Source organism: Pseudomonas sp. TE12508 (assembly GCF_056279485.1).
Genome location: NZ_JBWCCN010000001.1, coordinates 383,370 through 402,877, shown reverse-complemented (window position 1 = coordinate 402,877; position 19,508 = coordinate 383,370). Strand labels below are relative to the sequence as shown.

The 19,508-nt window shown below is 58.9% G+C and carries 16 protein-coding genes; 1 reads left to right on the top strand and 15 read right to left on the bottom strand.

All coding sequences use genetic code 11. From position 1 onward, the window contains the following. Positions 1 to 91 precede the first annotated feature (91 nt). Together ACZ9IM_RS01705 and ACZ9IM_RS01700 are read right to left on the bottom strand one after the other, a co-directional pair. On the bottom strand, positions 92 to 1,303 hold the full coding sequence (locus tag ACZ9IM_RS01705; protein WP_476223242.1) for an O-antigen ligase family protein: 1,212 nt from the start codon (positions 1,301 to 1,303) through the stop codon (positions 92 to 94). Positions 1,304 to 1,308: 5 nt separating this feature from the next. Further along, on the bottom strand, positions 1,309 to 2,421 hold the full coding sequence (locus tag ACZ9IM_RS01700) for a capsular polysaccharide export protein, LipB/KpsS family (RefSeq protein WP_476223241.1): 1,113 nt from the start codon (positions 2,419 to 2,421) through the stop codon (positions 1,309 to 1,311). 282 nt (positions 2,422 to 2,703) lie between these two features. On the opposite strand from ACZ9IM_RS01700, the gene ACZ9IM_RS01695 reads away from it, so the two are divergent. Then, positions 2,704 to 3,336, top strand: coding sequence for a BUD32 family EKC/KEOPS complex subunit (locus ACZ9IM_RS01695; RefSeq protein WP_476223240.1), 633 nt, complete (start codon positions 2,704 to 2,706; stop codon positions 3,334 to 3,336). 18 nt (positions 3,337 to 3,354) lie between these two features. On the opposite strand, the gene ACZ9IM_RS01690 is transcribed toward ACZ9IM_RS01695, so the two are convergent. The 13 genes from ACZ9IM_RS01690 to glnE all read right to left on the bottom strand — a co-directional run bounded on the left by ACZ9IM_RS01690 (position 3,355) and on the right by glnE (position 19,170). After that, positions 3,355 to 4,572: a capsule biosynthesis protein gene (locus ACZ9IM_RS01690; protein ID WP_476223239.1), complete on the bottom strand. Its 1,218-nt coding sequence runs from the start codon at positions 4,570 to 4,572 to the stop codon at positions 3,355 to 3,357. 65 nt (positions 4,573 to 4,637) lie between these two features. Then, positions 4,638 to 5,549 (bottom strand): glycosyltransferase family 2 protein, encoded by a 912-nt coding sequence (locus tag ACZ9IM_RS01685; RefSeq protein ID WP_008074637.1) that lies wholly within the window; start codon positions 5,547 to 5,549, stop codon positions 4,638 to 4,640. Further along, a complete protein-coding gene (locus ACZ9IM_RS01680) occupies positions 5,536 to 7,290 on the bottom strand; it encodes a carbamoyltransferase family protein (RefSeq protein ID WP_476223238.1) in 1,755 nt (584 codons plus the stop codon). Before ACZ9IM_RS01680 ends, ACZ9IM_RS01685 begins: the two co-directional genes overlap by 14 nt. Positions 7,291 to 7,538: 248 nt before the next feature. Next, positions 7,539 to 8,402 (bottom strand): DUF3800 domain-containing protein, encoded by an 864-nt coding sequence (locus ACZ9IM_RS01675; RefSeq protein WP_476223237.1) that lies wholly within the window; start codon positions 8,400 to 8,402, stop codon positions 7,539 to 7,541. Between the two features lie 70 nt (positions 8,403 to 8,472). Continuing rightward, positions 8,473 to 8,808 carry a YceK/YidQ family lipoprotein gene (locus ACZ9IM_RS01670; RefSeq protein WP_427625154.1) on the bottom strand — a complete coding sequence of 112 codons (336 nt, stop codon included), beginning with the start codon at positions 8,806 to 8,808 and terminating at the stop codon, positions 8,473 to 8,475. A gap of 168 nt (positions 8,809 to 8,976) precedes the next feature. After that, a complete protein-coding gene (locus ACZ9IM_RS01665; RefSeq protein ID WP_476223236.1) occupies positions 8,977 to 10,428 on the bottom strand; it encodes a lipopolysaccharide kinase InaA family protein in 1,452 nt (483 codons plus the stop codon). Continuing rightward, entirely contained in the window at positions 10,428 to 11,180 is a 753-nt protein-coding gene (locus ACZ9IM_RS01660) for a lipopolysaccharide kinase InaA family protein (protein WP_476223235.1), read from the bottom strand. Before ACZ9IM_RS01660 ends, ACZ9IM_RS01665 begins: the two co-directional genes overlap by 1 nt. Then, positions 11,177 to 11,911: a lipopolysaccharide kinase InaA family protein gene (locus ACZ9IM_RS01655; protein WP_476223234.1), complete on the bottom strand. Its 735-nt coding sequence runs from the start codon at positions 11,909 to 11,911 to the stop codon at positions 11,177 to 11,179. The genes ACZ9IM_RS01660 and ACZ9IM_RS01655 overlap by 4 nt, the downstream gene beginning before the upstream one ends. After that, positions 11,911 to 12,717 (bottom strand): lipopolysaccharide core heptose(I) kinase RfaP, encoded by an 807-nt coding sequence (gene rfaP, locus ACZ9IM_RS01650; protein WP_007902532.1) that lies wholly within the window; start codon positions 12,715 to 12,717, stop codon positions 11,911 to 11,913. The genes ACZ9IM_RS01655 and rfaP overlap by 1 nt, the downstream gene beginning before the upstream one ends. After that, entirely contained in the window at positions 12,717 to 13,838 is a 1,122-nt protein-coding gene (locus ACZ9IM_RS01645) for a glycosyltransferase family 4 protein (protein ID WP_427625069.1), read from the bottom strand. Before ACZ9IM_RS01645 ends, rfaP begins: the two co-directional genes overlap by 1 nt. Then, entirely contained in the window at positions 13,838 to 14,899 is a 1,062-nt protein-coding gene (waaC, locus tag ACZ9IM_RS01640; RefSeq protein ID WP_427625067.1) for a lipopolysaccharide heptosyltransferase I, read from the bottom strand. Before waaC ends, ACZ9IM_RS01645 begins: the two co-directional genes overlap by 1 nt. A 1-nt stretch (position 14,900) precedes the next feature. Continuing rightward, the gene (gene waaF / locus ACZ9IM_RS01635) at positions 14,901 to 15,935 is read right to left on the bottom strand and encodes a lipopolysaccharide heptosyltransferase II (protein ID WP_476223233.1); all 1,035 of its coding nucleotides are present in this window, start codon (positions 15,933 to 15,935) and stop codon (positions 14,901 to 14,903) included. Positions 15,936 to 16,230: 295 nt separating this feature from the next. Beyond that, positions 16,231 to 19,170: a bifunctional [glutamate--ammonia ligase]-adenylyl-L-tyrosine phosphorylase/[glutamate--ammonia-ligase] adenylyltransferase gene (glnE, locus tag ACZ9IM_RS01630; RefSeq protein ID WP_476223232.1), complete on the bottom strand. Its 2,940-nt coding sequence runs from the start codon at positions 19,168 to 19,170 to the stop codon at positions 16,231 to 16,233. Between the last annotated feature and the right edge of the window lie 338 nt (positions 19,171 to 19,508).

The following is a 19,508-nucleotide window of genomic DNA, read 5'->3' as shown; positions in this document are numbered from 1 at the left end:
TCGTACGTTTGAAAAAGACAGACAACCTGTGGATTGTAACAGCGAACGAATTACAACATAGGCTCAGCCCGGACGAGGTGCCGAAAACGCTTTAGCACTTCGCTACCGGGCCAGGAGTATCAGTAGCTGAAACACTCCAGAGGGAAGTTTTGGTTTGATTGCTACCACGAGTGGCCAATACGATACTCAATGCAATCGGTAACCAGGTGATCAACCAGTCCGCGTTGGGCTTGAGCCAGAGGCCGATGCCATCGGTCATCAACGACGTCCCGGAAAACACCCAGAGCGCCAGCAACACCTGCCCCAGTGGCTGCGCGCGCGAAACCCAGCCACGCCAGCCAACCACCAGCCACAGCCAGCCGAACAGCAGTAGACCAGGCACACCGAGCCGCACACCGATATCCAGAAAAAGATTGTGGGGATGTTTGAATGTCTGTCCGATTTCAGGGACAGGAATCAGGTACTCATGAAATCCCAACCCCATCATCCAGTGGTCCAGCATCAATTGAACGCCACCGCGCCACAGCTCGGGACGAAAAGAAACGCCACGCTGCATGAGGATTTCCGGCTTGAATACAGCGATGGACGCCAACCCCAAAACCGTCAAAATCATTAGTCCGCTACCCAGGCGCGAGGGTCGCGCCACTCCCATCACGAACAGGCAGGTCAGCAAACCGATCCATACACCACGGGTTTGGCTAAAGCCCAGGAATAACGCATACCCCAGCGCCGGAATCAGCAGCAACACCATCCCCCAGGGATTGAAGCGCTTGGTCTGCAGCGTGAAAACGCCAAGAATCGCCAGAGCCCCCACCCCGTGCGCCGCCATGATCGCAGTGTCCCACAAGCCAATGGCAATCAGCCTGCCGCTAAACGGCTGAGCGGACGTTTCATAAAAGTAGACCCAGGAAGCCGCGGCAAAAAAACCGCCGATAATCGATGCGTACAACAACATGGATTCCAACCGCCACTTGCGGTTCTGGGCAGCCAGTAGCACGCCTAAGAGGGCAAGGGACACGTAGAGCGTCACCTTGCTTTTGCCGACGACGTTAGCGCCCCCCTCAACCATCAGCACCAATAATGTCCAAGCCACGAAAATGGCGAAGAGGATGCACTCCGGTTGCTTGAGCATCAGCCGAAAATCCCGATGGAACAGCGCCAACATGGCGGGTAACCAGAGCAGGAAAATTATCATTTGGTGATAAAGCTTATTGTCCGGCAGTACCCATGCCCCGCACAGCAGCACGAGAAGACCGATAGACGCCCACGCCGCCAGGGCATTCCTATCGATAAGTTTTTTCATTCCTGTCAGCATTCGGCTTTACCCAGCATTCGATTGGCGACCCGCTGCAACTGGGCCTTGTCGGCGTTCTTCCAGCCACCCTTGATACAGTAGTGTTCAGAGAGGTAATGGAGAAAATTACGCCGCAACCGCTCATCGAGTGGCCATTGCGGGAAAGCGCGTGCCAGTTCCACCACTCGCTCGGCGTTATCGGCATGCATTACCAGCCCCTCGATATTGAAAAACGCCTTACCCAGGGTCAGCACCGGCTTACCCAAGAGGAGGCTTTCCAGGCCAACCGTCGAGTTCAGCGTGACCACAAACTGACTGGACTCTATCAACTGCTGAGTGGCGTTGCCGTTGGCGAACAACAGACGCTCGTGAGTACGCTCATGCAACTCAGGATACGTTTCGCGACTGGATGGATGCTCCTTGAAGACCACTGTCAATCCAGTCTCTTTGGCCAAGCGCTCGCCCAAGGCGAACATCTCGCGCATGTTCTTGATCCAGGGAGAAAACAGCCGAACCTGACTATCGCGGTCGTCCTGGAACGGAATAAAGACGAACTGCTCCGGCAGCACAATCGGTGCCGGGCCACTGGTACGAGGCTGGCGTGGAATCAGCACGGGCGCTGCCTGATTTTCAGGAACCGGATAAGGATAGTTGAGATAAAAACCGGCCTCGCGCGGAACGGCGTTCAGGTAGTTCACGCCCTGCGGATCAACGGTTGTGGTATCGGGCAACAAGCCGTTCTCGAAAAAGAACGTCTTACAACCCGGCAGCGCCAAGGCCGTCAGCAATCGGCAGTAACGATGGGAACCATTCCAGAACACCAGCGCGTCGGGGCGCTCACGATCAAGCAAAGCCTGGGCACGCAGCGCCATCCAAATCAGCTCAAGACGTAACAACAGACGATACAAGCGACCATCGTTTTTGTTCTTGACGCGTCGCTCCTCGCATTTTTCTTCGATCAGGCCCAGCCAGTCGACTCGCGAAAGCACTCTGGAAGTCTGCGACAACCTTGGCCAAGGCATCTGTGGCGGGGTAACGACTTTACCTTGTAGCTCGGTCTCGTTGAGTAACCGATTGAAATAGAGGCCTTGATGCTTGGCCAAGGAAATGAACAGCATTGTCGTCATAGGGTGTCCAGAAAATAGGCCGCATCCACCCGCCAAAGCGCAATATAACCATGTGCGACAAGTCCGCAGACATCAACACCCTGTTATTCGCCCGTCCGCGTATAGAAGTATAAAACCAAGAATCAGAAGCAAGCACTCTGTGGTATTGCGCCAGGCAACCCCGTGAACGGGCAACTGCCTCTTAAAAAGTGCGGCGATTGTACCACAGCGGTTTTTTGCAGCATGCGCACTGCGGTAACATAGCCGGCTGACCATCCCATCAGGCCAAGCCTTGGAGCCTTGATGCAAACGCTCGACCATACCGCTTATCTCAACATGCGCGAGGGCGCCGACGTTCTCGAGGCCGATGGTAAAGGGGATAAAGTTTTGTGCCTGGCCGATGGCTCGATGCTCAAGCTGTTTCGCCGTAAACGCCTGCTGACTTCTGCGCTTTGGGCGCCTTACGCCCGGCGCTTCGCCGACAACTGCCGAGCACTGCACGAACGCAATATCGAATGCCCAACGGTTCGCCAGATTTATCGCATCCCCAGCATCGAGCGCGATGCCGTGCATTACGACCCTTTGCCCGGGCACACCCTGCGTCAGTTGCTGGGCACCGACAATAACGAATCTCTTCGGGCACAGCTGGGTGAGTTCATTGCACGCCTGCATGAGGACGGCATTTACTTTCGCTCCGCGCACTTGGGCAATGTGGTATTGACGCCTGAAAACACGCTGGGGCTGATTGACATCGCTGACCTGCGCGCCTATCGCAAGCCGCTGCGCAAAGGCCTGCGCCTGCGCAACTTCAAGCATATGCTGCGCTATCGCCAGGATCGCGAGTGGCTACTCAAGGACAACCAGTTCCTTGAGCATTACCTGAACCACCAACGTGTGTGCAGTGGACGGGAATTGAGCCTGGCGCTCACCCCTTAACCCTTCAAGCCGTCAGTGTCAGCCGGCGGCAGACAGCCTGAAGGTCTCGAAGTCACGTGCAGGGTCTGCGCCTCGCAGCAAGTTATCAACCAGTTGAATGGTCTTTGCCAAACCCTGAGAACCGTATACCAGGTGGTAATCGGCAAAACGCCGGGCCTGGGCCACATGCCCCGGATAATCCTGCTCAAGCGCTAGCAACTGGCGGGAAAACTCATGCTCATCGCGCACTTGAGGCCCAAAAAACAGTGAGTGAGAGAAGATATCCACATCGCTGCCCGCATTCACGTGGATTACCGGCCGGCCCGCCAACCCTGCCTCGATACCAGCATTGGACATGATATTGACGACAACGCTGGCCTGCGCCAGAGCGTCCGCCAGTGAACACTTGCTGTCCAGCAAGTCGATATTGGCTAACTGCGCAGCGGCATCGCTCCAGAATTGCGCCTTGCTGCGCGGATGACGCTTGAACAGCACGCGATAATGCGGATGCTCCTCGGCCCAGTCGCGCAGTAACTGATAGGTGCGCTGGTAGCCCGACTCTTTTTCCCGATCAGGACCAACCCCCAGAATCAACAACGTATGGAGAGCAGGATCGGCAACTGGCAGATCATAGGTTTCATCGGCGAGGTAGGAACCGATCAGCACCACCGTTGACTCACCGAATCGCAATGTTCTTTCCTGCAAGGCAACCAGCGAACTATGGCCAAAGACGCCGTAATAGTCGTAATCGTTCATCCCCAGTCGCCGTGAAGATTCCAGCGTCGTGGCATGGGCCAGTTGCAGCAATCGGGCACCACGCGCAGCCAATGCCAAGCGCAGGAACGGCGCATGAAGACTACCGTTGCGTTCGTTGATCAGTACCTTGGGCGAATACGTCGTCACCAGCCACTGGGCATGGGCGGCGTACACCAGATAACGCAGCGGCACGGACTGCGGCGGCGCCAGGAGCATGCGCTGGGCGCAGGCGTCCGATGGAGAACGTAACGCGGCCTCTGTCAGGTGGTGCCCGCGCTTGCGCAGGCCCTCGATCAGAATATTCTTGCGTTGCAACGCCATGGACTTTGGCGCCGAATGCAGCAACAGCACCTCACAGGGCGCAGAGACAACCGAATCACTCAAGCACGCTTTGGCGCGAATCCCGACCGCCACATCCACCAGCACATCACGAACCAGACGCAACAAGCTGCCACAGCGACCATGACGCTCGCGCAGCAGCTTCCAGCGGTAACGGTCCAATTCACGCGCTTTTTGTGCCCAGCATCCCGCAGCCAGGAACACACTTGCCTCAGACGGCGGCACGTTCACTTGAACAACAACCGGATGGCCTTGCGGGTATAGGACCAGCGCGTGAGCGAGCGCAGATCGGCGCGCACGGCGCGGGCGTAAAAAGCCTTGGCGTTGACATAATCGCCGGCACTGTAGCAATCGCGGAACAACGACAGGCAGCGCTGAGCCAGGAAAGCCTGGCGCAGGTCCTGCAGTTCTTGAGGCATGCGTACCGAGGAAAATACCTCGTCAACCATCCCCACGCCTGCCGCCAGGCTTTGCTTGAGGTCATGCCGCATGCTGTCGCCATGCTTGTAGATCAACGCCAGGGGCTGATCGAGCACACTGCACGGGAAACGCGCCAGTACCTGAGCAAACACCGGAATATCCTCAACGTTGCGCAAGTGCTCAGGATAGTTGCCCGGCGCGAACACTTCGCGATGCATCGCGCAGGCGCCGTTGGACAGCGATACCGTCTTGTCCAGCAAGTAGCCACGCACACGCTGGCGCGGGGTAGCTGGCAAGGGTTTGACTGCGTGCTGGACACGACGACCGTCGTCGAACACCGACCAGTGACCGCCAATAATCAAACGGCTGTCAGGGTTGCTGGAGATATGCCGGGTCAACGCAGCCAGCGCACCAGGCGCCATCTCATCATCGGCATCGAGGAAGATCAGGTATTGCCCCCGAGCCTCCTCGATCCCGCGATTACGCACCGAAGACAAACCGCCATTGGGTTTGCGCAGAGCTCTAAAGCGTCCCGCATGTTCAGCCAGGAGCTGCTCCAGAACTTGCGGCGTCGCGTCGGTGGAGCCGTCATCGATCACCAGCAACTCAGCCTGGGCATCCCCCAACTGCGCCAGCACCGATTTCACCGCACGCGGCAGGGTTTTGGCGTAGTTATAAGCGGGAATAACGACACTGATCAGCACGTCAGTCAACGGCATACCCGTCCGCGCCTTCTTTGACCACCAGAATGTCTTCCATGATCAGGTACTGCAGGTCGGAACCGAAGAACATGTTCAAGGCATCGGTCGGCGAACAGATCATCGGCTCGCCACGACGGTTGAGCGAGGTGTTCAGCGACACGCCGTTACCGGTCAGCACTTCCAGCGCCTTCATCATGTCGTAGTAGCGCGGGTTGTATTCGCGCTTGAGCACCTGGGCGCGAGAAGTACCGTCTTCATGGACGACTTCCGGCACGCGGGTTTTCCACTCTTCAGCCACTTCGAAGGTGAAGGTCATGAACGGCGCGGGGTGATCGATCTTGATCATTTGCGGCGCAACGGTGTCGAGCATCGACGGGCAGAAAGGCCTCCAGCGCTCGCGGAACTTGATCTGGTGGTTGATGCGGTCAGCCACACCGGTCGCGCTCGGGCAACCGATGATCGAACGACCGCCCAAGGCACGCGGACCGAACTCCATGCGGCCCTGGAACCAGGCCACCGGGTTGCCGTCGACCATGATCTTGGCGATGCTTTCCGGCATGTTCTCAAGCTTGCGCCATGCAGGCTTGCTCGGGTGACGGGCACAGGCGGCGAGTACGTCTTCGTTGCTGTAGGACGGGCCGAGGTAGACATGTTCCATCTTCTCGACCGGTACACCACGGGCGTGGGACACGTAAGCCGCAGCACCCACCGCGGTACCGGCATCACCGGAGGCAGGCTGAACGAACAGCTCTTTGATGTCGTCGCGGGCAATGATTTTCTGGTTCAGCTTGACGTTCAACGCACAGCCGCCGGCGAAGGCCAGCTTGCCGGTTTCCTTGAGTACATCGCCCAGGTAGTGGTCGATCATCTGCAGCGCCAGTTTCTCGAACAGCGCTTGCATGCTCGCGGCGTAGTGGATGTACGGCTCGTCGGCGATGTCGCCTTCGCGCTTGGGCCCCAGCCACTCGATCAGCTTCGGCGAGAAGTAGAAACCTTTGCCCTTCTCTTTATAACGGCGCAGGCCAATGACGTTGGCGTAGTCGGTGTTGATCACCAACTCGCCGTTTTCGAACGAGGCCAGACGCGAGAAATCGTATTTGCTGGCATCGCCGTACGGCGCCATGCCCATGACCTTGAACTCACCGTCGAGCATCTCGAAACCGAGGAACTCGGTGATCGCGCCGTACAGGCCGCCGAGGGAGTCCGGATCGAAGAATTCCTTGATCTTGTGGATCTTGCCGTTTTCGCCGTAACCGAAGAAAGTCGTGGCGTACTCACCCTTGCCATCGATCCCGAGGATCGCGGTTTTCTCTTTGAAACCGGAGCAGTGATAGGCACTGGAGGCGTGGGCAAGGTGGTGCTCGACCGGCTCGATCTTGATTTTCTTCGGATCGAAGCCCAGTTGCTCGAGGCACCAGACAATCTTGTTGCGATAGCGCTTGTAGCGACGGTTGCCCATCAGGATCGCGTCGAGGGCGCGGTCCGGGGCGTACCAGTAACGCTTGGCGTAGTGCCAGCGAGCCTTGCCGAACAGGCTGATCGGCGCGAACGGAATCGCTACCACGTCAACGTCGGACGGCTTGATGCCCGCTTGTTCGAGGCAGAACTTCGCCGATTCGTAAGGCATGCGGTTCTTTGCATGTTTATCGCGCACGAAGCGCTCTTCTTCAGCTGCCGCGACCAGCTTGCCGTCGATATACAAGGCTGCGGAAGGATCATGGCTAAGGGCGCCGGACAGGCCAAGAATCGTCAATGCCACAGGGGTCTAGCCTCTTTAGTCTGCATGCAGGCGCAACGCGCCTCAAAAATTAATGTGCCCTCGCAAGGGGCGAGAGACAGCTAAAGGGCGGGATTATAGCTTAAAAGCGGTGGCAAGCCTCTAGCGAGAAGTGGCAAACCGGCGCGTTGACAGATGAAGGACCTCGACATAGACTCCTGCGCAAATGGACTGGGGGATCCCGGTCGGCGTTGTGGCCTCGGTGAGTTTCACCGGGGCTTTTCGCTTTCTCAGAGAGGGAAAATCTTTAAACCCCAGTTCTCGAAACCCTCGCCCACATTGTTACGCCCACCACTGCAGTAGAACTTGCGCTTGAGTACATCAAAGGCACGATTTTCTTGCCCAGACCGCAAAACGCTCATACCAATGGGTCTTGCAACAAGATCCGCTAGTTGTAACCCCGTAGAATTAACTTGCTTGGTTGCAAAGACAATATCGAACGGCAACTGAATGCCCAATCGATTCGCGCCATCGCACATGCGACGAAACTCCAGTTCAAGCTCGTTATCCTCCCGCTTCCCTCGACGCTCGAAAACCACATGAGTTAAAACGCTCTGCTGATTCTTTTCTTGCAAGTACTCATAAAGCGTTTCCAGACAGAAGCCGAGTGCGACGTGATAAGGATTGTGGACAGGACCTTGTTTTTCGCGAAGGGCAGCTTTGTCGATAACGCAACTGATCAGAACGAAATTGCTGGCTTCAATGATGCCCGTCAACTCGTCGAGAAAGGCATGTTTGTGTTGCCTCGACGTGAATAGACTGGAGAATGCTCCCTTTTCTTTTCGAATTTCCAATTCATGCAGACCGATCAGGTCGTGCCCCATATGATTAAATTTAAACTTCTGAAGGGCAGGAATAACCTTTTCGCAATAATGCCCTTTATGAAACACACAAAATGCCAGAACAAACATTGGATAGTTTGGATCTAATGTTTGCATCCCATGATCGCCGCTCTCATCTACATAGATTATGAAATCGCTGTACCTTCCGAGCGGAGGTAAAAGCTTTTTCGCCTCAACATTAGTTTTAGCGTCGCTTTCGTTTTCGCTTTCAAAAAGAACAAACTGTTGAGAGTGCAAAATCGAGGTCGACACGAGCTATTCACCCTTTGTTTTTCGAGCCGGGTACGCTAGGTGTAGCACCCACACGCAGGATACAAAAGAGTTACCCGCGACCCGGACGCCCGTAAATCCTGATATTGCCGTCGGTTGCCTGCCGGTAAATGGTGTACGGCAAGGCAACCGTGTCCAGTGCACCTGACAAGGTCAGATCCAGCAAGACAACCTGCACCAGAATACCGGTGGGATCAGACGGCGCATGCAGTCGGCAAAAATTGTGGGCCAGACCGCTATAGATGCGAGGGATGGACTGGCAGTAGGTTTTTTGTTTTCTGAGGCCACGGGTGGCCTCCTCGTCACCCTGCAGCACTGTGACGGCGGTTCCACAGCCGGATAGCGCCAGTGAGAAAGTGCTCAGCAACATAGCCATTTTTATCGTCAATATCTGCCCTCCGAGAACGTCAGGCAAACTAGCATCGTGGCTATTCAGGGCACAGTTCACGGGGTCTGTAGATCATGTAGGACGGTTCATAAGAACTTGTCCTCTAGATCTCGGGAGACTGATCTGCCGCCATCGCGGGCTTGCCCGCGACAAGGTCAAAGACCCGACTCAAGCAGCGCTGGAAATGTCTTTGGGCAATCGCTGATCAATCACCCGATACAACGCACTACTCTCGGGCCAATTGCGCATGAACCGCGCCCGATCCCGCGCATACGCCGGGGCAAAGCTACTGACCGAGCTATGCTGACACATCGAATCCAGATCGATCAGCGCCCAGCGATCCTGCTGCCAGAACAGGTTATGGCCCTTGAAATCGCCATGGCTGATGCGCTCGCGAATCAGCTCGGCGAACAGGTGATCCAGGGCCTGCAGCTCGGCTTGCGGCGCTTCGCCGCTTTCCACGTAGGGTGCGAAGCGCTCGATGATGTCCGGCCCCGGCAAATATTCGGTCACCAGGTACGCCCGGCTGCGCAGCCAGAGAAAACGCTTCTCCAACAATGCCAGTGGCTTGGGCGTGGCGATGCCCAGGAATGCCAGGCGATTGCCTTCACGCCATGAGTGCCAGGCGCGGCTCGGGCGCCAGAAACGTTTGAGCCAATGGGCAAAGCCCTTGATGTTGTAGCGTTTGACCAGCAATGTGCGACCCGCCACTTCGACCTTGCCGACGCTCGCGGCGCCGCCGGTCTTGTACAGATGGCCTTGATCGAGCAAGGCATCAGCCTGCTCCAGCACCGGCAACATCGCCGCCTCTTCTTCACGGCGAATCGCCCGCAAGCCGAACGCCCCGCGCTGGACGCAGAACAACGTGCATTCGCGGCCGACCTTGATCAGGAAATCCTTCAAACGCCAGCGACGGACCTTGTCGATCTGCTTCTGCAACGCTTCCATGGGCAAGGCATGCTCGCCGTTTCCCAACAAGTAATACACCAGCAATTCTTCGGTGAAGGGTTCCAGCGATTTGGGCAACTGGGCGAAAAACACCCCGAGGTTTTCCAGGACTTTGTGCTGCGACAGTGGCTTGCCAGCCGTCTCGGCACAGATGCCGGCGCCATCGATCAAATACAACTGACCGCCATGGCGCAGCAAGTTGTCCAGATGCAGATCTTCCTGCCACAGGCCTTTGCTGTGCAGATGCGCGATCGCACCCAACGCCTCGGCCAGCACAGCTGATTGTTCATCCGCCAGCACTGGCAAGTGTTCGACCTGTTTCCAGGCGTCTCCCAGGCTCTCAGCGCCCTCAAGGAAATCGAACAACAGCCAGCCGCCCTCGCCGTCCTTCAGGCCATCAGCCAATAACAACGGCGTGGTCAGCCCCTGAGCCGCGAGCAAACGCACGCCGTCCAGCTCACGCTGAAAATGCCGCGCCGCTTTACCGCCAACCAGCAATTTGGCCAGCACCGGCCGGCCGCGCCAGACGCCGGCGCCCACATAACGCTGCCCTGGCAACACCCGCAGCAGGCTCAGCAGTTGCAACTCTGCAGCCCCTGCGGCATCGGCCAGTGGAATGCTTAGAGGCAGGCCTGGGCTGCGGCCCGCATGTTTCAGTTCGGACAAACGCATCAACGCGTCTCCTTGTGACTGCGCCGCGCACTCAGGCGCGATACCCAACTGTCCACCAGCGAACTGTTCAAGGGCTGATCCAGATAAGCCGCCAACAACTCGCGCAGCTGACTTTCGCTCCATTCCGACGCCCGACGCAGCAACGGCTCCAGGTCCTTGACCCGATCACGTTGGCCAAACAGCAATGGCCGGGTTTTTTCCAGGTCGATCAACTGAGCCTGGTAACCGTCACCGGTGGCCTGGAGAAAAATATGCTTGGGATAGAAGCACCCGTGCAGTTGACGCTCCTCATGCAGGCGTCGCGCCAGTTGCCCACAGGCTTTCAGAATTGCCGTGTGCTGCGCCACGCTCAGGTCGGACCAGCGCTGCAACAGTGAATCCAGATCATCCCAACCGTCCAGCGCACGGGTCAGCAGAATCGCCCGGACTTCGCCGCCGACTTTGCGCTCACCGAAGAACGCCGCCTGCAACGCCGGAATGCCCAGTTTCTGATAACGCCTGATGGTGCGAAACTCACGGGCAAAACTCGGCTCGCCAAAGGGAGAATGCAATGTACGTGTCAGGTAGTTGCACTGGCGCTTGAGGTAGTAACCATGACCTTCCAGCTCTAGCCGAAATACACTGCTCCAGCCACCACCGACGGTATTGGGTTCATCCACCGCCTCGAGCTGTTTGGTCCAGAGTGCGTCGAAGGTGCCGAGGCCATGACGCTCAAGCAGCGCACGGTCTTCAGCAGCCAGAAAATCAGTCATTCGCGTCCCTCGAAAAATCTCACCACGTGCCGAATCCGTTTCTTGTCGGCGGCATCGAGCCGGGTGCTTTGGCGGTATTGCAGATAGAAGCGCAGGCGCTGGGTGGCCGACAGATGATATTTGGCCACTTTGTCCAGACACGCCAGGTCCTTGGTGATCCGGTACTTGAGCCAGAAGCCGCGCCAGAAATCACCGTTGGGGCAGTCGATCAGAAACAGCCGCGCCTCATCGTCGATCAGCAGGTTGCGCCATTTCAAATCATTGTGGGTAAAACGATGATGGTGCATGGTCCGGGTATAGCCCGCCAGCTGCCGACTGATGTTGTCGACCCAGGCGCGGTCCGCCAGTTTCGGATCATGCCGACCTGCCAGGGCCGACAAGTCTTCGGTATTGGGCAGCTCGCGCGTGATCATCGCCCCACGATCGTATGCCGCGCCGCGCCGTTCCAGCCCCCAGGCCACTACTTCGGCGGTGGGAATGCCCCATTTGGCGAAACGCTTGAGGTTCTGCCATTCGGCTTTCACCCGCGGCTTGCCCAGATAACGGCGCAGGCCTTTACCTGCGCCTGTGTAGCGCTTGACGTAATAATTGACGCCATTGCGCTGGACGCGAATGACCTCGGACAGTGGATCGCGGGTCAGTCGCTCGCCTTCGAGCGCGAACACCGCGTCAAGACTGCCGAAGTCTTCTGCCAGATCGCTGTAAGCAGGTTCCAGTGTCCAATCCGACATCAGAGCGCATCCCCGTATCGCTGCTTACGCTCATAGAGCTTGTTGGCCTTGCCTTCGAGCCATGCCAACAGTCCCGCTTCTTCAGCCAGAATCTGGCGCAGGGGCTGTTGGAAGTACCCCTTGAGGAAACGCAGTTTGTCGCGACGGGTCAGGCCAATGTCGAGCGCCGAAAAATACAGCGCCGCCAGGTCCTTGTTACGCCAGCGTTGGGTAATCGTCGGACGCGTCTGAGCACGGTGCAGATCGATCACCGACAGCTTGAAATCGTCGGCTGTCACTGGTTTATCGGTGTGCAGCAGGAAGTGACAGATGTAGCAGTCGCGGTGGTTAACCCCGGCGCGGTGCATCATGCCGGTCATTCGCGCGACCTCGGCGATCAAGGCGCGCTTGAGTTTTGGCTCGGGCGGTTGCTTGACCCAGTCGATGCTGAAATCTTCGAGGCTGACGGTGGGCGCCAGCTCTTGCGTGACGATGAACGAATGCTGGTCCGCCGGGTTGCTGCCCTTTTCGCCGTAAGCAACAGCGGTCATGGTCGGCACGCCGACTTCTTGCAGGCGCTGAATGGCCTTCCACTCCTGGCCCGCGCCAAGCACTGGCAGTTTGGCGGTCAGCAGGTTTTTGAAAATCTCGCCCCAGCCGATGCCACGGTGGATTTTCACGAAGAACCCGTGACCGTCCACTTCAGTGCGCAGTGTCCGGCGCGCTTCAAGCTCGCGGTATACCTCGCCCTTGAGGCCCTCGACTTCGGCGAACGGATCGCGCCCGGCCCAGAGGCTCTTGAACGGTTCAGCCAGCATCAACTTCATTAAGCGTGCTCCGCCAGAATCACATCGGCCGCGTGCTGCGGCATGCTGTAGAGGTCGGCCGTCTCGGCGAAAGCCAGACCGTTGCGGCTCCAGGCCGCCCGTGCATTTGCGTCATTCAACATGCCGGTCAGGTATTGCGTCAGTTGCGCCTGATCGAAGGGCTCGTCCAGCACCAGGCCTGCATCGGCCTCGGCGATGTAATGGGCATAGCCGCACACTGCGCTCACCAGCACCGGCAAGCCGGCCACCACCGCTTCAAGCAGCACCGTCCCGGTGTTTTCGTTGTACGCCGGGTGGATCAACAGATCGGCACCGAGCAGGAAACGCGGGATATCGCTGCGGCCCTTGAGGAACTGCACGTTGTCGCCGAGCCCCAATGTGGCGCTCTGCAACTGGAATACTTTGGGGTCGTCCTGGCCAATTACAAACAGCCGGGTGCGTTTTTTCAGCTCGGCGGGCAGCGCGGCCAGCGCCTTGAGGCTGCGGTCCACGCCCTTGGTCTTGAACCCGGAGCCGATCTGCACCAGCAGCAATTCATCATCTTTCAGATTGAACTCGCGACGAAACCCGGCACGGATCTCGGCGGCATTGGTCGGTGCGCGACGGTCCAGAGCAATACCCGGCGGCAGCAAATGGAAGCGCGCAAGCGGCGTCTCGTAATGCTTGATGAACAGCGGCTGCTGGACTTCGGAAATCATCAGCACTTCGGTTTTGGCGTCCTTGGCGAACACCGCGCGCTCGTACTCGGCGAAGTGCCGGTAGCGGCCCCAACGACGGTACAGCGAGTTGCGCAGGGTTTGCGCCTTGTCTTCGAAGCAGCCGTCGGCAGCGTAGTAAACGTCCAGGCCCGGCATCTTGTTGAAACCGATCAGGCGGTCCACCGGACGCTTGGCCAGATCGGCCTCCATCCACTCAGTGAGCTTCTCGTTGCGCCGATGATTGAAGAACGCCTTGACCGGTGCCACCAGTACTTCGAAACCCGGCGGAACGTCGCCTTCCCAGATCAGCGTATAGACACGAATCTGATGACCGCGTTGCTGACACTCCAGGGCGATGCGCATGAAGTCGCGCTGCAAACCGCCAAAGGGAAAGTACTTGTACAGGACAAATGCCAATTGCATCAGCGCAGCTCCTCAGCCAGTAACAACGTGCTCAGTCGGCTCGCGACACGCTCGGGATTCAGACGCGTGAAGCACAGGGGCCACTCGCGTTTCAGGTCGAACCGACGGGCATCGTCGGCCGTCGGTTGATAGGTGCATTTCTTTTGCAGGCACGGTGCGCAGGGGAAGTCGCTGGCCATGTGAATCTGCGACTTGCCGTACGCGCCGGTCAGGCCCGGGTTGGTCGGGCCGAACAGCGACAGGGTCGGCACGTCCAGCGCCGCAGCCAGGTGACCGAGACCGGTGTCCACCGCTACGCAGGCTTGCGCTCCGGCCAGGACTTTGCCGACACCCGCCAGGTTCAGTTTGGGCAGCACCTCGACATGTCTCATATCTTTGGCGATGCGCTCGGCGCGGGCCTTTTCGACCGGATTACCCCACGGCAGCTTGACCGCTACGCCAAGGTAACCCACACGCTCGGCCAACTCGCGCCAATAGGCTTCGGGCCAGTGCTTGGTGTCCCAAGTGGTGCCATGGAGAAACACCACGTACGGATTCTTGCGCGGCAATTCCACCAGTCGTTCGACGTTCAGGCCATAGTCGCCCAGCCCCTTAGGCAGGTCGTAACCCAGTGCGACCGCGAACAACTGGCGCACTCGCTCTACCGCGTGCTGCCCACGGGCCACGGCCAGACGTCGGGAATAGAAGTGCGCAGCGATGGGTTCGCGGGCCGAGTTTTTGTCCAGCCCGGCCACTGGTGCTTTGGCGTAGCGAGTCAGCAACGCGCTTTTCAGCAAGCCCTGGGCATCGATCACCAAGTCATATTTGGTCGCGCGAATGCTTTGCTTGAAGCGCTTCCACTCGCCACTCTTGATGGTCTGCCAGATGTTCTTGCGCCAGCGACGGATCGCCACCGGAATCACCTTCCCCACGGCCGGGTGCCAGGTCGGAATCTCGGCGAAGCCTTCTTCCACCACCCAGTCGAACGTGATGCCGGGGATCGCCCGCGCCGCGTCGGTCAACGCTGGCAACGCGTGAATCACATCGCCCAGCGAAGAAGTCTTGATCAACAGTACCCGCAAACTATTTGACCTCGACCACAGTGCCCAGCAACCGCTGCAAGGCTTCGTTCACCGCTTTGGGCATGAGTTGGCGCAAGCAATTGTAATGACCGAAACGGCAGGTGCGATCGAAGCACGGACTGCATTCGATGCCCAGGCGCACGATCTCGACGTGCTCGGCCAACGGTGGTGTGAAACCCGGCGACGTCGAGCCGTACACCGCCACCAACGGGCGGTTCAACGCGGCAGCCACGTGCATCAGGCCGGAGTCGTTGGAGACCACCGCATCGGCGCAAGACAGCAGATCGATGGCCTCGGCCAGGGACGTGTCGCCACTGAGGTTCACCGACTCTTCACGCAGACCGGGAATCAGCCGCGCACGAATGTCTTCGCCCACCGCATGATCGTTTTTCGAGCCGAACAGCCAGACCTGCCAGCCTTCACGGATCTTCGCTTCGGCGACCTTGGCGTAGTGCTCGGACGGCCAGCGCTTGGACTCGCCGAACTCGGCACCGGGACACAGCGCCAACACCGGACGGTCGAGGGCCAGACCGAACTTGGCCAGCGCGCCGTCGCGGGTCACCGGGTCGATCTGCAGGCTCGGCCGTGGATACGGCTTCGGCAACTCGACGCCGGGCTCAATGGCCAGGGCCATGAAGCGTTCGATCATCAGCGGGTAACGTTCTTTGTCGAGCGTGCGCACGTCATTGAGCAGACCGTAGCGGAATTCGCCACGCCAGCCGGTGCGTTTCGGGATACCGGCGAAAAATGGCACCAGCGCCGACTTCAAGGAATTGGGCAGCAGGATGGCCCGGTCGTACTGACCGGCCAGGGATTTACCGATGCGCCGACGCGTCGCCAGCTCCAGCACGCCGTGGCCGAGCGGGAAGCTCAAGGCCTGGCGCACTTCGGGCATGCGCTCGAGAATCGGCCGGCTCCACTCGGGGGCCAGCACGTCGATTTCGCACTGCGGGTGGCGCTGCTTGAGACACTGAAAAAGTGTCTGCGCCATCACCATGTCACCGACCCAACTGGGCCCAACGATCAGAATTTTCATGTGGTTTCCAAAAACGAGCCGGGGAGGCATACGCCTCCCCGCCTCGAGAATCCAGCACCTTCGGGGTGAACCGTCAGGTCATTTGGACGAGCCGATTGGTGCTCGTCGGATCAATTTTGTGCACATCCAGTGCGGTGCAGCTTAACTCCTCAATCTATCAAACGCCGCAGATCCAGTGTGGGAGCGAGCCTGCTCGCGATCGCGGCCTGACAGTCAGCATACATGTTGAATGTGACGGCCTCATCGCGAGCAGGCTCGCTCCCACAGGGGTATCAGGTGTTGCAAATATCCCGTTTCAGCTTAACCCCAGTTCGCGCCAGATCCGCATTACCTGCCGTCGTTCATCCACGAACTGGTCGCCCGGTATTACACCGGCGTCCTTCTGCAAGGCCTCCCGGTGAGCGGCGGAGCGGAAGGCCTTATAGGCTTCACGCAACAGGCTGGCGTCTTCGGCGGGCATCAGCCCGACCTCCTCCAACCCTTCCAGAATGCGGATATTGTCGGTATAGCGCAGCAATGACGGATGCGCTTCAGACCATGCCAGAGCCGCGTATTGCACCATAAATTCAATATCGACGATACCTCCGGCGTCCTGCTTGAGATCGAACGGCGCCGTGGCCTCGAAGGCATTTGCCGCGGTGCCCGCTGCAGTGCTCTTGCTGCCCAGATTATCGCGCATCTTGGCGCGCATTTCGCTTACCTCCTGGCGCAAGGTCGGCAGGTCCCGCGGCTTGGCCAATACTGCGGCGCGAACCTTCTCGAAGGCCTGGCCGACATCCTGACTGCCCACCAGCACCCGCGCCCGCACCAGCGCCTGGTGCTCCCAGGTCCACGCTTCGTTTTCCTGATACCGGGCAAACGCCCCCAGGGAACTCACCAGCAAACCAGACGCACCGGACGGCCGCAGGCGCATGTCCACTTCATACAGCTGGCCGGAGTTGGTCTGCGCCGTCAGCAAATGAATGATGCGCTGCCCGAGCCGGGTAAAAAACTGTGCGCCGTCGATAGGCTTCGGCCCGTCGGTTTCCGCCTGCGGATCACCGTCGTGGATGAACACCAGATCCAGGTCCGAACTATGCCCCAGCTCCAGACCGCCGACTTTCCCATAACCGACAATGATGAAACCAGGGTCGCACAAGCTGCCGTCGGTGCGCAGTGGTGAGCCGTACTTGGCCACGGTCTGGCGCCAGGCCAGGGCCAGCACTTGTTCGAGGATCGCTTCGGCGAGCCAGGTCAGATAATCACTGACCTTCATCAAAGGCAGGCTGCCGGCGATTTCCGAGGCGGCGACGCGCAAGCGGTGCGCCAGTTTGAAATGCCGCAGGGCTTCCATTTGTTGTTCGAGATCATCTTCGGGAATCCGCGTCAGACGCTCGCGCAATTCAGCGGCCAATTCCGGCGCCAGCGGCGGCTTGAACAACCGGCCTTCGTTGAGCAATTCGTCGAGCAGCAGCGGAAAGCGCGTGATCTGCTCGGCAATCCATGGGCTCGCGGCGCACAGCGTCAGCAGGCGGCGCAGGGCCCCGGGGTTCTCGGTCAACAACACCAGATAGGCGGAACGACGTGCGACAGCTTCCACCAGCGGCAGCACCCGCTCCAGCACCAGATCGGGATTGGCATGTTCCACAGCCTGAGCCAGCAAGCGCGGAATAAAAGCATCGAGGCGTTCACGCCCCAGGCGCTGCATGGCGCGCAATTGCGGGCTGCCACGCAGACTGGCCAAGGCTTTCAGCGCCTTGGAGGCGTCGGCGAAACCACCCTCTTCCAACTGACGGCACGCGGCCTCCTCGTCCTGCGCCTCCTCCCACAGCGGCAGCCATTCCCCGCCGACCACCACTTCGCTCTCGGCACCGTCCTCTTCATCGGGATCGGCAATCACCTGAGCAAAGTGCCAGGCCACCCGACCACGCCAGTACATCAGCTGCTCGTGGAACGCCGTCCAGTTGGCAAACCCGAGCATAAAGGCAATGCGCGCCTGATCCTGTTCGCCATCCGGCAGCATCTGGGTCTGGCGGTCGGCAATCGCCTGGATCGCGTGTTCGGTGTAACGCAGAAATTCGTAGGCTTCGCGCAATTCGCTGACCACCGCCGCCGGCAGGTAACCCTGACCTTCGAGGGTGCTCAGTACTTTTAATAGAGGACGCTGCTGCAGGCTCAGGTCGCGGCCACCGTGAATCAGCTGGAAGGCCTGGGCGATAAATTCGACTTCACGAATGCCGCCGGAACCCAGCTTGATATTGTCGGCCATACCCTTGCGCCGGACTTCCTGCTGGATCAGCTGCTTCATGGTGCGCAGCGCTTCGATGGCCGAGAAGTCCAGGTAACGCCGGTAAACGAACGGGCGCAGCATTTCTTGCAATTGCGCCCCCGCCACTTGATCGCCGGCCACCACGCGCGATTTGATCATCGCGTAGCGTTCCCAGTCGCGGCCCTGATCCTGGTAATACTGCTCCAGTGCATTGAAGCTCAGCACCAGCGCGCCGGACGAACCGTAAGGCCGCAAGCGCATGTCGACGCGGAACACGAAACCGTCGACGGTCATCGGGTCCAGGGCCTTGATCAGACGCTGACCGAGGCGAATGAAAAATTCCTGGTTATCCAGCGACCGCTTCACACCGACGGTTTCGCCGCCCTCGGGGTAGGCGAAGATCAGGTCGATGTCCGACGACAGATTCAGCTCCACGGCGCCGAGCTTGCCCATGCCGAGGATGACCATCTGTTGCGGCTCACCGCTACGTCGCCCGGTAGGCGTGCCGAATTGCTGGCAATGGCGCTGATACAACCACTGATAGGCCTGATCGATGCTGGCATCGGCCATGTCCGAGAGGTCGCGGCAGCTCTGGATCAAATCGGCCTGGCGAGTCAGGTCGCGCCAGATGATCCGCACTTGCTGGCGGGTGCGTTGGCGACGCAGGGCGCGGCCAAGTTGGTCGTCGGTTTCGGCTGCGCTCACCGCCGTCGCAATCTGTGCGCACAACTCGCCCGGCGCAAAGACGCGGTCCAGTTCGCCGGACTGCACCAGTTCCAGCAACATCAAAGGGTCACGCACACTCTGTTCAATGACAAAGTCGCTGGCCGCGGTGACGCGGGCAAATTGCGCCCAGCGCTCAGGCGTCCAGGCAGACAGGCCATGATCATCGGCAAGCGCCGCGACGGCCGTACGGAACGACTGCTCGGCACGGGTGACAAAGGGCAGGAGTACGCCGGGCAGTTCGGCAAGCGAAGGGAGGCTCATGGTCTATCCTTGATCGGCGTGTGAAGGGCTGCATGTAGTGATTCGTGAAAATGCGCTACCTGACCGACTGTCGAACAAAGGTTAGAAATAGCTGAAATTTGTTTATTTTTGGCAGCGATCATCAAGCCTTCACCTTTTTTGGTTGGAAAAAGACCAACCTTAACGATTATTCTCACAACGCAGCCGGAGGCCACAAGCCGATCTTCTGTAGTTTTACTACTCGTCTATACATTCGAAAGGCTGAAATGCCCGATGATTTGTAGTAAAACTACACGCCGCCGGAACATACCTCTCGGCAATCCAAGAATTTATATCGTCTGCCCACAAGGCCAGTCGCA